Below are 14,470 nucleotides of genomic sequence, written 5' to 3'. Positions count from 1 at the left end.
TCGCGGTGGTGCCGGTGGGGGCCGGTGAGCTGGAGAGGCGGATCGAGGAGTTCTCCGGTCACGTCTTCGATCTGGCCGCTGAACTCCCGATCCGGGCGACGCTGTTGACCACGGGCGAGGACAGCTCTGTCCTGGTGCTGGTCGTGCACCACATCGCCGGTGACGGCTGGTCCCTCGCCCCCCTGTGGCGCGACGTGTCGAAGGCCTACGCGGCCCGCCTGTCGGGGAAGGCCCCGGACTTCCCCTCGCTGCCCGTCCAGTACGCCGACTACGCGCTCTGGCAGCAGCGGTTGTTCGGCGAGGAGGACACCGCCGACAGCCGCCTCGGCGCACAGGTCGAGCACTGGCGGGCCGCCCTCGACGGCGTCCCCCACGAGATCGCCCTGCCGTTCGACCGGCCTCGGCCGGAGAGGCCCGGACGCGGCGGAGGCTGGGCCGACATCGAGGTCTCCGCCGCTCTGCACGCGCGCATGGCCGCCCTGGCGCGCTCCGAGGGCGTGACGATGTTCATGGTGTGGCAGGCGGCGGTGGCCGTCCTGCTGTCGCGCCTCGGCGCGGGCGAGGACATCCCGCTGGGCAGCCCCGTCGCGGGCCGCACCGACGAGTCCCTCGAGGACCTGGTCGGTTTCTTCCTCAACACCCTCGTGCTCCGCACCGACGTGTCCGGCGACCCCACGTTCGCCGACGTGCTCGCCCGGGTCCGCACGACGGCCCTGGACGCCCTCGACCACCAGGACATCCCCTTCGACCGCCTCGTGGAGAAGCTGGCCCCCGCCCGCTACACCGATCGCGTCCCGTTCTTCCAGGTCCTGGTCGCCGTGCAGAACATGCCGCAGGCCCACGTCACGCTGCCCGGCCTCGACGTCGACGCGGGACCCGGCAAACCCACCACGGCCAAGGTCGACCTCGACGTCCAGGTCGTCGAACTCCACGACGAGGACGGCGCGCCGAGCGGCATGGCCGGAGGTCTCACCTACGCCACCGACCTCTTCGACCACTCCACCGCCGAGACCCTCGTCGCCCGGCTGCTGCGCGTCCTGGAGGCCGCCACCGCCGACCCGGCCCGGCCGGTCTCCCGTATCGACGTCTTCGACCCGGCCGAGCGGCGGCGCCTGCTCACCGAGTCCAACGGTGCCCGCAGCGACACCCTGGCGCTCACCGTCCCGGAGCTGTTCGCCGTCCGCGCCTCCCGCGCACCCAAGACCGTCGCGCTCGACACCGGGGCCGGACCGGTCACCTACGGACAACTGGACGCCCGCTCCAACCGGCTCGCCCACCACCTCATCGACCTCGGGGTGGGCCGGGAGAGCGTGGTCGCCGTCGTGATGGACCGCTCCCCGGACGTGGTCACCACCCTGCTGGCCGTCCTCAAGGCGGGCGGCGCCTACCTCACGCTCGACCCTGCCCAGCCCGCCGCCCGCACCGCCGAGATGGCCGCCCGCAGCGGAGCCGAGGTGTGCCTGGCCGACGGCCGGTACGCCGAGGAGGCGCGGGGCGTGTTCGCCACCGTCGTCGTCGCCGACGGGGGGGACGCCGCATGGGCCGACCGGCCGGCGGGCACCGTCGCCGGACGCAGCCTGCCCGACCAGCTCGCGTACACCATGTTCACATCGGGCTCCACCGGCGAACCCAAGGGCATCGGCATCACCCACCGCGACATCGTGGACCTCGCGGGCGACCGCTGCTGGCAGTTCCCCGGCACCGCCCGCGGCATGTTCGCCGCGCCGCACACCTTCGACGGCTCCACCGTCGAGGTGTGGGTGCGGCTGCTCACCGGCGGCACCCTCATCGTCACCCCGCCCGGCCGGACCGACGCCGCCCGGCTGCGCTCCCTCGTCGCCGAGCACGGGCTCACCCACGCCCACCTGACCGCAGGGCTGTTCCGGGTCATCGCCGAGGAGGACCCGGCCGCGTTCGCCGGTGTCCACGACGTGCTCACCGGCGCCGACATCGTCCCCAAGGAAGCGGTCCGCCGAGTCCTGGAAGCCGCCCCCGGCATCACCGTCCGCAGCAGCTACGGGCCGACCGAGGCGACCGTCATCGCCACCCAGATCGCCCTCACCGACCCCGACTCCCTGGGCGAGACCGTGTCGATCGGCCGCCCCATGGACAACACCAGCGTCTACGTCCTCGACGACAGCCTCGAACCCGTTCCGGTCGGCGTCGCGGGCGAGGCGTACCTCGCGGGCGCCGGACTCGCCCGCGGCTACGTGGCCCGCCCCGGACTCACCGCCGAGCGGTTCGTGGCCTGCCCGTTCGACGTACCCGGCGCCCGGATGTACCGCACCGGCGACATCGTGCGCCGACGCGCCGACGGCGCCCTCGAATTCGTCTCCCGGGCCGACGACCAGGTGAAGATCCGCGGCTTCCGGGTCGAGCCCGGCGAGGTCGAGAAGCTCCTGGCCGGGCACCCCGCCGTCGCCCAGGCCGTCGTCACCGTCCGCGAGGACACCCCGGGGGACAAGCGCCTCGTGGCCCATGTGACCCCGACGCCCGGAGAAACCCTCCCGGACGTCCGCGAGTTCGTCGCCGGACGGTTGCCCGAGTACCTGGTGCCGGACGCCGTCGTCGTACTGGACCGACTGCCGCTGACCGCCAACGGCAAGGTGGACCGGGCGGCCCTGCCCGCCCCCGAGGCGGTGGGCACCGAGGCGTCGCGCCGGCCGCCGTCGCTGCGCGAGGAACTCCTCTGCTCCGTCTTCGCACAGGTCCTGGGCAAGCCCCGGGTCGGTGTGGACGACGACTTCTTCGCGCTCGGCGGCCACTCCTTGCTGGCGGTGCGCCTCGTCAGCCGGATTCGCGCCGTTCTCGGCGTCGAGATCCCCGTGCACGAGGTCTTCGAGACGCCGACCGTCGCCGGTCTCGCCGCCACCGTCGAGGAGGCCGGTTCCACCGGTGTACCGCGGCCCGCCCTCGTCCCCGCCCCCCGGCCCCACCGGGTGCCGCTCTCGTACGCCCAGCGCCGCCTGTGGTTCGTGGACCGGCTCGAAGCCGCGGGGCCGCTCTACAACATCCCGCTCGCGCTGCGGCTGACGGGCCCGCTCGACACCGGCGCGCTGCGGGCGGCGTGGACCGACCTGCTCACCCGGCACGAGAGCCTGCGCACCCGGTTCCTGCACGCCGACGGCGACCCGTACCAGGACATCGTCTCCCTCGACGACTTTCCTCCGTACTTCGCCGTCGAGTCCGTGGACCGCGAGGAACTGGACGCCCGCGTCGACGAAGCCGCCGGCCACGTCTTCGACCTGACCGCGGGGCCGCCCGTACGGGCCACCCTCCTCGATGTGGACGGAGCCGGCACCGACGAGGCCGTCCTCGTCCTGGTCACGCACCACATCGTCGCCGACGGCTGGTCCATGGTCCCGCTGCTGCGCGACCTGTCCGTCGCGTACACCGCCCGCCGGGCGGGCCGTGCACCGGACTGGGAGCCGCTGCCCGTGCAGTACGCCGACCACACCCTGTGGCAGCGCGAGTTGCTCGGTGACGGCGACGAGCCCGACAGCATCCTCGCGGGCCAGGTCGCCTACTGGCGGGAGGCGCTGAGCGGCAGCCCGGAGGAACTGACCCTGCCCACCGACCGGCCGCGGCCCGCGGTGGCGAGCCGCGAAGGCGGCTGGGTACCCATGAGCGTCCCCGCCGACCTGCACGCACGCCTGACGGAACTCGCCGTCGCCCAGGGCGCCACCGCCTTCATGGTGTGGCAGGCGGCGCTCGCCGTCCTGCTCTCCCGGCTCGGCGCCGGGCAGGACATCCCCATCGGCAGCCCCGTGGCGGGCCGCACCGACGAGGCCGCCGACGACCTGATCGGTTTCTTCGTCAACACCTTCGTGCTGCGCACCGACCTCTCCGGCGACCCGGCCTTCACCGAGGTGCTCGGCAGGGTCCGCAGGGCGGCGCTCGGCGCCCTGGGACACCAGGACGTCCCGTTCGAGCGCCTGGTGGAGGAGCTGGCACCGACGCGGTCCCGCGCCCGCCACCCCCTCTTCCAGATCCTGCTCGCCGTGCAGAACGTGCCCTCCGCCGGCATCGACCTGCCGGGCCTGCGTGTCGAGGCCCTCACCACGGAACTGGGCCAAGCCAAGTTCGACCTCGACCTCCACGTCGCCGAACGGTTCGACGACGAGGGAGCGCCCGCCGGGATCGAAGGCGGCATCACCTACGCCGCCGACCTCTTCGACCGTTCGACGGTCCAGTCCCTCATCGACCGCCTCCTGCTCGTCCTGCGGGCCGTCGTCGCCGACCCCTCCCGGCGCGTCCGGGACATCACCCTGCTCGACCCCGCCGACCACCACCGCGTCCTCACCGAGTGGAACCGCACCGAACGGGCCGAGCCGGCCGCCACCGTCCCCGACCGCTTCCGGCTCCAGGCCGCCCGCACCCCGGACGCCTCCGCCCTGCTCGCCGACGACGCGCGGATGACGTACGCCGAACTGGACGCCGCCTCCGACCGGCTCGCCCAGTACCTGGCCCGGCACGGCGCGGGCCCCGGTCGCCTCGTCGCCGTCGCCATGGAACGGTCGCCCGAGACGATCGTCGCGCTCCTCGCCGTCCTGAAGACCGGCGGCGCCTACCTCCCCATCGACATCGGCTACCCCGAAGCCCGCATCGCGCTGATGCTGCGCGACGCCGCCCCCACCGCCGTCCTCACCACCACCGGCACGGCCGACCGACTGCCCACGGCAGCCGGAGGGCCGCCCCGCATCGTCCTCGACGACCCCTCGACCCGCGAAGCGGTGGCCGCCGAGGACGCCCTCCCCACGGCCACCCCCGCGCACCTGGACTCCGCCGCCTACACCATCTACACCTCCGGCTCCACCGGCACCCCCAAGGGCGTCGTCGCCACCCACCGCGCCGTCGACCGGCTCGTCCGCCCCGCCGACTACGCCGACTTGCGCGAGGGCGACGTCGTCTCCCACCTCGGTTCGGTCTCCTTCGACTCCACCACGTTCGACGTCTGGGCCACCCTGCTCAACGGCGCCACCCTCGCCGTGGGACCGGCCGGCTCACCGTCCGTCGCCGACATCCGCGACCACCTCGCCCGGCACCGGGTCACCGTCGCCCTGCTCCCCACCGGCCTGCTGCACCAGGTGATCGACCTCGACATCGAGGCGCTGAGCGGCGTCCGCTCCGTCCTGACCGGCGGCGAGGCGCTCTCCGTCGAGCACTGCCGCGCCCTGCTCGACACCCTGCCCGGCACCCGCCTGATGAACGGCTACGGGCCCACCGAGAGCACCACCTACACCCACACCCACCCCGTCACCCGCGAGGACGTCGACAGCGGCCGGGCGATCCCGCTGGGCCGTCCACTGGCCCGCACCCGCGCCTATGTCCTCGACAGCGCCCTGCGGCCCGTCCCCGTCGGCGTGCCCGGCGAGCTGTACATCGCGGGAGACGGCCTCGCCCGCGGCTACGCGGGCCGTCCCGGCCTGACCGCCGAACGGTTCACGGCCTGCCCCTTCGAGGACGGCGGCGCCCGGATGTACCGCACCGGCGACCTGGTGCGGTGGCGGGCCGACGGCGTCCTGGAGTTCGTCGGCCGGGCCGACGACCAGGCCAAGATCGGCGGTTTCCGCGTCGAACCCGCAGAGGTGGAGGCCACCGTCTCCGCCCACCCCGACGTGGCCCAGGCCGTGGTCGTCGTCCGCGAGGACACCCCCGGCGACAAGCGCCTCGCCGCCTACGCGGCACCGGCGGACCCGGCCCAGGCGGGACCTGAACTGGCCGACCGCATCCGGCACTTCGTCGCCGACCGGCTGCCGGACCACCTGGTGCCGCCCTTCGTGACCCTCCTGGACCGGCTGCCGCTCACCCCCAACGGAAAGGTCGACCGGGCGGCGCTGCCCGCCCCCGACCCGATGGCGGCGGTCAGCGTCGCACGCGGCCCGGCCTCCCCGTACGAGGAACTGCTCGGCGTCGTCTTCGCCGACGTGCTGCGCCTGCCCCGCGTCGGCATCGACGACGACTTCTTCGCCCTCGGCGGGCACTCCCTGCTCGCGGTCCGGCTGGTCAGCCGCATCCGCGCCGTGCTGGGCGCCGAGACCTCGGTGGCCGCGGTCTTCGAGAACCCGACCGTGTCGGGCCTCGCCCGTCAGCTGACCCGGGAGGGGCGCCGGGCCAGGCCCGCCCTGGTGCCGAGGGAGCGGCCGGCCGTGCTGCCGGTCTCCTACGGGCAGAGCCGCCTCTGGTTCGTGGACCGCATCGAAGGACCCAACCACCTCTACAACATCGGCCTCGTCCTGCGCCTCACCGGCGACCTCGACCCCGAGCTGCTGCGCACGGCCCTCGCCGACGTCGTCGCCCGGCACGAGAGCCTGCGCACCACCTTCCCGCTGGTCGACGACGAGCCGTGCCAGCACATCATCCCCGTCGACGAGGCCGCCGTGGAGCTGCCGGTCACCGCCGTCACCGAGGAGGAACTGGCCGCCCGGCTCGACGGGCTCGCCACCCACTCCTTCGACCTGGCCCGCGAACTGCCGCTGAAGGCGGCCCTGTTCTCCTTGCGGCCGGGCGAGTGGGCGCTCTCGGTCATCGTCCACCACATCGCCGGTGACGGATGGTCGATGGGCCCGCTGTGGCGCGACCTCTCCCAGGCGTACCGGGCCCGCGCCGCGGGACGCGCCCCGGAGTGGGAGCCGCTGCCCGTCCAGTACGCCGACTACACCCTGTGGCAACGCGACTTCCTCGGTGACGCGGACGACCCCGACAGCGTGCTCGCCACACAGGTCGCCCACTGGAAGGAGCGGCTGCGAGGCGCGCCCCAGGAACTCGGCCTCCCCACGGACCGGCCCCGCCCGGCGGTCTCGGACCACCGGGCAGGACTGGTGCCGCTGACGATCCCGGCGCCTCTGCACGCGCGGCTCGCCGAACTCGCGCTCGGGCAGGGCGTGACGATGTTCATGCTGCTGCACGCGGCGGTCGCGGTCCTGCTGTCGAAGAGCCGCGCCGGCCGGGACATCGTGATGGGCAGCCCCGTCGCCGGCCGCACCGACCAGGCCCTGGACGACCTCGTCGGCTTCTTCGCGGGCACCCTCGTACTGCGCACCGACCTCTCCGGCGACCCCGACTTCCTGGAACTCCTCGACCGGGTGCGCACGACCGGTCTGGACGCCTTCGAGCACCAGGACGTCCCCTTCGAGCGCCTCGTGGAGGAGCTGGCCCCCGCCCGCTCCATGGCCCGCAACCCGCTGTTCCAGGTGATGCTCGCCGTGCAGAACAACCACCGGGACACGCTCAGCCTGCCCGGTGTCCAAGTGCGTGAGGAGCCGACCGGGGCGCTGACGGCCCGGTTCGACCTCGACTTCGAGATCCGGGAGAGCTTCGACGAGTCCGGCGCGCCCGCAGGGCTCGACGGCGAGGTCGTCTACGCCACCGAACTCTTCGACCGCTCCACCGTGGAGACGCTCACGGCCCGGCTCCTGCGGGTCCTGGAGACGGTCGCAGCCGACCCCTCGCTGCCGGTGACCCGCGTCGGACTCCTCGACGACGCCGAACGGCGGCGCGTCACCGAGGAGTGGAACGACACCGCGGGCCCGCTCCCCGACGCCACCCTCGCCGAGCTCTTCGCGGAGCAGGCCGCCCGCACCCCCGACGCCGTGGCACTGGTCCGCGACGGCACCGAGGTCACCTACGCCGAGCTCGACGAGCGCTCCGACCGGCTCGCCCGGCACCTGACCGGCCTCGGCGCCGCCCCGGAGACCCTGGTCGGCGTGGCCCTGGAGCGGTCGGTGGAACAGATCGTCGCGCTGGTCGCCGTCGTGAAGACCGGCGCCGCCTATCTGCCCGTCGACCCCGCCCAGCCGCGGCACCGTACCGACCTCGTGCTCACCGACGCCGCCCCGGTCCTCGTGCTGAGCACCGCGGAGACCACGGCCCGCCTCGGCGGTACGGAGGACGGCACACCCGCGCGGTGGATCGACCTCGACGGACCCCTCGCCGACGTCCTCCGGGACGGCCCGGCCCCCGCGCCGGTCACCGACGCCGACCGCGGGACTCCGCCGCGGCCGCACCACCCCGCCTACGTGATGTACACCTCCGGCTCCACCGGCACCCCGAAGGGCGTGTGTGTCCCGCACCTCGGCGTGGTCAACCAACTGGCCTGGATGCAGGACGAGTACCGCCTCGAACCGGCCGACCGCGTGCTGCAGCGGGCGTCGTTCGGCTTCGACGCCTCGGTGTGGGAGATCTTCTGGCCGCTCCTCAACGGCGCGGCGGTGGTCCTGAGCGGCCCCGGCGCTCACCCGGACCCCGCGTACCTGGCCTCGCTCATCGAGCGGGAGGGCGTGACCGTCGCCCAGTTCGTCCCCTCCGTGCTGCGGACGTTCCTCGACGGCGGCGCCGCCGAGCGGTGCACCGGCCTGCGGACGATCCTCTGCCTCGGCGAGGCGCTCCCGGGGGCCGTGCGCGAGCGCGTCCGGGAGACCCTGGGCGTACCGCTGCACAACCTCTACGGCCCCACCGAGGCGTCCATCGCCGTCACCGCCTGGCCGTGCGACGCGGACCAGGACGGCGACACCGTGCCCATCGGACGGCCCCTGCGCAACATCAGCGCGTACGTCCTCGACGACGGGCTGCTGCCCGTGCCGCCCGGCACGGCCGGCGAACTGTACGTCGCCGGCGCGGGCCTGGCCCGCGGCTACCTGGGCCGCCCGGTTCTTACCGCCGAGCGCTTCGTCGCCTGCCCGTACGGACCGGCCGGGGAACGGATGTACCGTACCGGCGACATCGTGCGCTGGACGGCAGCGGGCCACCTGGAATTCCTCGGCCGCGCGGACGACCAGGTGAAGATCCGCGGCTTCCGCGTCGAGCCGGGCGAGGTCGAGGCCGTCCTCGCCGGCCACCCGGAGGTCGCCCAGGCGGCCGTCGTCACCCGCGAGGACCCGGGCGGCGCACCCGCCCTCGTCGGCTACCTCGTTCCGGCGACCGCGAGCGACGACGGAGCGGACCTGGTGAGGCAGGTCAGGGAGTACCTGGCCGAACGGCTCCCGGAACACCTCGTGCCGCCCGTCCTCACCTGCCTCGACACGCTGCCCCTCACCCCCCACGGCAAGCTCGACCGGGCCGCCCTGCCCGCCCCCGACTACACCGCCCTCGCGACCGGCGGCCGGGGCCCGGTCACCCTGCGCGAACAACTCCTGTGCTCCGTCTTCGAGCAGGTGCTCGGCGTCTCACCCGTCGGCGTCGACGCGAGCTTCTTCGCCCTCGGCGGCCACTCGCTGCTCGCCGTACGGCTCGTCAACCGCGTCAAGGTGGTCATCGGCGCCGACGTCCCGGTCCGGGCCGTGTTCGAAGCGCCCACCGTCACGGGCCTCCTGACCTGGATCGCCCGCGAGGGACGGCAGGGTACCGCCGACGTGCTCGTGCCCATGCGGGCGTCGGGCGACCGGCCCCCGCTCTTCTGCGCCCACACCGTGCTGGGCCTCGGGTGGGAGTACGGCTGGCTCGCCGACGCCGCGCCGGGCGACCAGCCGCTCTACGCCCTGCGCCCCCGCGGCATGGACACCGGGGCCACGGAACTGCCCGACTCGCTGGCCCGGATGGCCGCCGACTACGTCGCACAGATCCGCACCGTGCAGCCCTCAGGCCCCTACCACCTGCTCGGCTGGTCCTTCGGCGGCAACGTCGTCCAGGAGATGGCGGCCCAGCTCCAGGACGCGGGGGAGGAAGTGGCCGCCCTGATCCTCCTCGACTCCAGTCCCGTGGACGGTCCCGCCACCGCCGAACAGCGGGCCGGCTTCGCCGAACAGGAGGAGACGGTGGCCGGCGCGCTCACCGGCGAGGAGCACGCGGCGTACCTCCGCATCGTCCGGAACAACACCCGCATCCTGCTCGCGCACCGGACCCGGAAGACCACCGGCACCCTGCTGCTCGTCTCCGCCGACTCCGAGACGAAGGCAGGAAGGTGGCGGCCCTTCGTCTCCGGCGAGATCCGGGAACACACGCTCGACTGCGCCCACCGCGAAATGCTGCTGAACCCGGACGTCGTCCGGCAGATCTGGTCCATCGCGGCGGGCGAACTGACCCCGACCGACACCGTACCGGGCCAGGCGTGACGCCCGGCCCGGCGGACAGCACCCCCTGCGAGACGAGGATGGCCGTGGGCGACCCCCTGTACACCGTCACCACCATGCCGACACAGCGCCCGCCCGAGCGGCCGTTCGACCCGCCGGCCGAAATGCTCGAGGCCCGCCGCCACGGCCCCATCAGCCGGTACATCTTCCCCGGCGGCGTGGACGGATGGCTGATCACCGGATACGACCTCGTCAAGTCGGTCCTTGCCGACCCGCGGTTCAGCTCCCGGTGGGAACTCCTGCGCCACCCGACCCTCGACCACGGGGGCGTCGAGCTGGATCCGGCGCCCCCGGGCGAGTTCCTCTTCATGGACGAGCCCCGCCACGGCCGCTACCGCAGGCCGCTCATGGGCAAGTTCACCGTGCGACGCATGCGGCTGCTCACCGACCGTATCGAGGAGATCACCGCCGACCACCTCGACGCCATGGAACTGGCCGGGCCCCCCACCGACCTGGTGACCGCCTACGCCAAACCCCTCCCCGCCGTCACCATCTGCGAGCTGCTGGGCGTCCCGCACGACGAACGCCCCTCCTTCCAGAAACAGGTCGACGCCTTCCGGGACCTGGAGTCCGACCGCGACGACCTGATAGCGGCCTACCACGCGACCCGCACCCACCTCGCCGCACTCGTGGCCGCCAAACGCACCCGTCCCACCGACGACGTGCTCAGCGAACTCACCGACAGCGACCTCACGGACGAGGAGCTGGTCGGCATGTCCCTCTTCCTGCTCGCCGCCGGGCTCGACACCACGATGCACATGATCGGTCTCGGGACCTACGCGCTGCTGCGCCACCCCGACCAGCTCGCCGCACTGCGCGCGGACCCCGCGCTCGCCGACCGGGCCGTGGAGGAACTGCTGCGCTACCTGAGCGTCGGCAAGACCTTCATGCGCACGGCGCTGGAGGACGTGGAGGTCGGCGGGCACACCATCACGGCCGGGACCTCGGTGATCCTGTCCTACAACACGGCCAATCGTGACCCCGCGCGCTTCACCGACCCCCATCGGCTCGACCTGCACCGCCAGGAGGGCGCGCACCTCGCCTTCGGGCACGGCGCCCACCAGTGCCTGGGCCAGCAACTCGCCCGCGTCCAGATGCGGGTGGCGTTCCCCGCCCTGGTCAACCGCTTCCCCACACTGCGCCTCGCCGTACCGCCCGAGGAGATCGCCCTGCGCCCCGAGGCGGAGATCGCGGACGTCTACGGCGTGAAGAGTCTCCCCGTGACCTGGGACGCGTAACTGTGGCGAACATGGATGCCGTGCGAGGGCCGTCACGGCAGATTGTGACCGGATCCGCTGCCTCTTCGTGCCTCTGTGAGGAATGCCGCCATGGGTGATCAGACGCTGACTCGAGCACCGCGCAGGTACAAGTCGCCGCAACAGGACAGTGCCCGCTGGGACGACTTCCCGCTGCGCGAGGGCGACATCGTCGTCAGCAGCCCCGCGAAGGCCGGCACGACGTGGGTGCAGATGATCTGCGCGCTGCTCATCTTCCAGACCCCCGAGCTGCCCAAGCCGCTGTCGACCCTGTCGCCGTGGCTGGATCAGCTCTTCACGCCGCGGGACCAGATGTACGCGCAGCTCGCCGAGCAGGAGCACCGGCGCGTCATCAAGACGCACGTCCCGCTCGACGGGCTGCCTCTCGACCCGCGCGTCAGCTACCTCGTCGTCGCGCGGCACCCTCTCGACCGGGCCCTGTCCATGTACCACCAGGCCGCCAACGTCCGTGCCGAGTGGCTGCACGCGTTCAACAGCGACCGCGACTCCACGGAGTACTCCGGTCCCAGCTCCCTCACGCTCCCGCCGGCCCGCGAGTACCTGCTGAACTGGTGCCGCCCCGGTGAGTCCGACGCCTGGGAGCAGGACATCGCCGCTGCCGAACTCCACCACCCGCTCGACTCCTGGAACCGGCGTGCCGAGCCGAACATCCGGCTGCTGCACTACGAGGACCTCCGCGCCGACCTGGCGGGACAGATGGCGGCGCTGACCGAGTGGCTGGGCATCACCGTGGACGCCGACGTCTGGCCCGATCTGGTGCGGGCAGCGACCTTCGACGAGATGAAGAGCCGCGCTGCGCAGCTGGCGCCGGACAAGGAGATCCTCGCGGACCCCGTGGAGTTCTTCCGCTCAGGACGCTCGGGCGACGCCCGCTCCGTGCTGACCGAGGCGGATCTCGCCGCCTACCACGAGCGTGTCGGCGCCCTCGCCCCGAAGCCTTTCCTGGACTGGTTGCACGGTGGAACGGCGGGGGCCCGCCCTTGATCGCCGCACGGCTGCCCGCCGGCGCGGCGCACCGCCGCCCGTGTCACGATCCGAAGGAGAACCCGCTGTGACCCCGTCCGCGCCACCGCAGGCCGTCCCCGCCACCGCCCCCGTGGCCTCCGACACCTTCGACATCCGCCGTGTCTCCGGCGCCCTCGGGGCGGAGGTCCGCGGCGTCGACCTCAACGACCTCACCGACGCGCAGTTCGACCGGATCCACGAGCTGATGCTCGAACACCTCGTCCTGTTCTTCCCGGGCCAGGAGAGGCTCACCCCCCAGGGGCACGTGGCGTTCGGGCGCCGCTTCGGCGAGGTGGAGGTCCACCCCTTCCTGCCCAAGCTGGAGGGCCACCCCGAGATCACGGTCATCGAACCGGACAAGGGCGGCAAGGCCGATGAGTGGCACATCGACGTCAGCTTCAGCCCCAGCCCGCCGATCGCGTCGATCCTGCACCTGATCGACACGCCCTCCGCGGGCGGCGACACCATGTGGAGCAACCAGTACCGGGCGTACGAGACGCTCTCCGAACCGTTCAAGGAGATGCTCGAAGGGCTCACCGCGGTCCACGTCCTGAAGATCCCGCCGGTCGTGGAAATGTCCGCCGAACACCCCGTCGTCCGCGTCCACCCGGTGACCGGGCGCAAGTCGCTCTACGTCACCCGGATGTGGACCTCGCACATCCCGCAGCTCACCCGGCAGGAGAGCGACGCCGTCCTCCAGCACCTGTTCGAGCACTCCGAGCAGCCCGCCTTCACCCTCAGGTACCGCTGGGACCCGCACACCGTGGCCCTCTGGGACAACCGCGTCACGCAGCACGTCGCCATCAACGACTACCAGGAGCACCGCCGCGGCCAGCGCGTCACGGTCAACGGCGACCTGCCGTCGAGCACCACCCCGCGCCGGCCCGAGTACCGGCGCAACGGTGACGAGCGGTACTACCCGCGCCGTATCAACGCCAAGGTCGGCTACTGAGCCGGCCCACCCCGCACCCCCCGGAGGAAGACGTGCGCGGAACCCAGCAACGGGCCGCCCCGGCAGCCGGTCCCGCGCCGGAGCGAGCGGCCGCCGGGGCACCGGGGCTCGTCGGTGTCGGCACCGCCGTACCGCCGCTCTCGTACACCCAGCGAGAGGTCCTCGACCTCTTCGGCATCACCGACCGCCGCATCCGCTCCGTCTTCCTCGGCGGCAACATCGAGCGCCGCAACCTGACCCTGCCCCCGCTCGGCCCCGACGGGACACCCGTCGAGGAGTCCCAGGGCGACCTGCTGCGCAAGCACACCGAGACCGGGCTGCGGATGGGCCGGGAGGCCGTCGAGCGCTGCCTGGCGGACGCAGGCGCGGAACTCGCCGACCTCCGCTACCTGTGCTGCGTCACCTCCACAGGACTGCTCACGCCCGGCCTGTCCGCGCTCCTCATCAGGGACCTCGGCATCGACCCGTCCTGTCAGCGCCTCGACGTCGTGGGCATGGGCTGCAACGCCGGGCTCAACGCGCTCAACGCCGTCGCGGGCTGGGCCGGCGGCCATCCCGGCGAACTCGCCCTGATGGTCTGTGTCGAGGTGTGCTCCGCGGCCTACGTCTTCGACGGCACCATGCGCTCCTCGGTGGTCAACAGCCTCTTCGGTGACGGCGCGGCGGCCGTCGCCGTCCGGGCCGCGCGGCGGCCGGGCGGCGAGGCGCCGTCCGGCCCCGAACTGCTGAGATTCACCAGCCACATCATCCCCGAGGCCGTCTCCGCGATGCGCTACGACTGGGACGAAGACCACGGCAAGTTCAGCTTCTACCTCGATGCCGACGTGCCGTACGTCGTCGGCGCCCACGCCGAGACCGCGGTCTCCCGCCTCCTGGACGGCACCGGTCTGGGCATCGAGGACATCGACCACTGGGTCGTGCACTCCGGCGGCAAGAAAGTCATCGACGCGATCCGGGTGAACCTGGGCCTCTCCCGGCACGCCGTACGGCACACCACCGGGGTACTGCGCGACCAGGGCAACCTCTCCAGCGGATCGTTCCTGTTCTCCTACGAGCGGCTGCGTGACGAGAAGGCGGCCCTGCCGGGCGACCTCGGGGTCCTGATGACGATGGGGCCGGGCTCGACCATCGAGACGGCACTGGTGCGCTGGTGAGGAAAGGAGCTGGTA

At 73.0% G+C, this 14,470-nt stretch carries 5 protein-coding genes; all 5 read left to right on the top strand.

The window, feature by feature from the left end:
• Positions 1 to 14: 14 nt before the first annotated feature.
• The 5 genes from IF99_RS0114865 to dpgA all read left to right on the top strand — a co-directional run bounded on the left by IF99_RS0114865 (position 15) and on the right by dpgA (position 14,455).
• On the top strand, positions 15 to 10,049 hold the full coding sequence (locus IF99_RS0114865; RefSeq protein ID WP_234340709.1) for a non-ribosomal peptide synthetase: 10,035 nt from the start codon (positions 15 to 17) through the stop codon (positions 10,047 to 10,049).
• 38 nt (positions 10,050 to 10,087) lie between these two features.
• The gene (locus IF99_RS0114860) at positions 10,088 to 11,305 is read left to right on the top strand and encodes a cytochrome P450 (protein WP_030996951.1); all 1,218 of its coding nucleotides are present in this window, start codon (positions 10,088 to 10,090) and stop codon (positions 11,303 to 11,305) included.
• A gap of 90 nt (positions 11,306 to 11,395) precedes the next feature.
• Positions 11,396 to 12,328 (top strand): sulfotransferase domain-containing protein, encoded by a 933-nt coding sequence (locus IF99_RS0114855; protein ID WP_051703508.1) that lies wholly within the window; start codon positions 11,396 to 11,398, stop codon positions 12,326 to 12,328.
• A gap of 67 nt (positions 12,329 to 12,395) precedes the next feature.
• The gene (locus IF99_RS0114850; RefSeq protein WP_078655099.1) at positions 12,396 to 13,301 is read left to right on the top strand and encodes a TauD/TfdA dioxygenase family protein; all 906 of its coding nucleotides are present in this window, start codon (positions 12,396 to 12,398) and stop codon (positions 13,299 to 13,301) included.
• 32 nt (positions 13,302 to 13,333) lie between these two features.
• Positions 13,334 to 14,455 carry a 3,5-dihydroxyphenylacetyl-CoA synthase DpgA gene (gene dpgA / locus IF99_RS0114845; RefSeq protein WP_051703507.1) on the top strand — a complete coding sequence of 374 codons (1,122 nt, stop codon included), beginning with the start codon at positions 13,334 to 13,336 and terminating at the stop codon, positions 14,453 to 14,455.
• The last annotated feature ends 15 nt before the right edge of the window (positions 14,456 to 14,470 follow it).

Source organism: Streptomyces sp. NRRL F-5630, from assembly GCF_000719475.1.
GTDB lineage: Bacteria > Actinomycetota > Actinomycetes > Streptomycetales > Streptomycetaceae > Streptomyces.
This window is presented reverse-complemented; position numbering and strand designations above follow the sequence as displayed.

Bases quoted from the DNA above. Each gene is read 5' to 3' on its own strand.
- IF99_RS0114860 (WP_030996951.1), top strand. From the start codon at position 10,088: ATGGCCGTGGGCGACCCCCTGTACACCGTCACCACCATGCCGACACAG.
- IF99_RS0114855 (WP_051703508.1), top strand. From the start codon at position 11,396: ATGGGTGATCAGACGCTGACTCGAGCACCGCGCAGGTACAAGTCGCCG.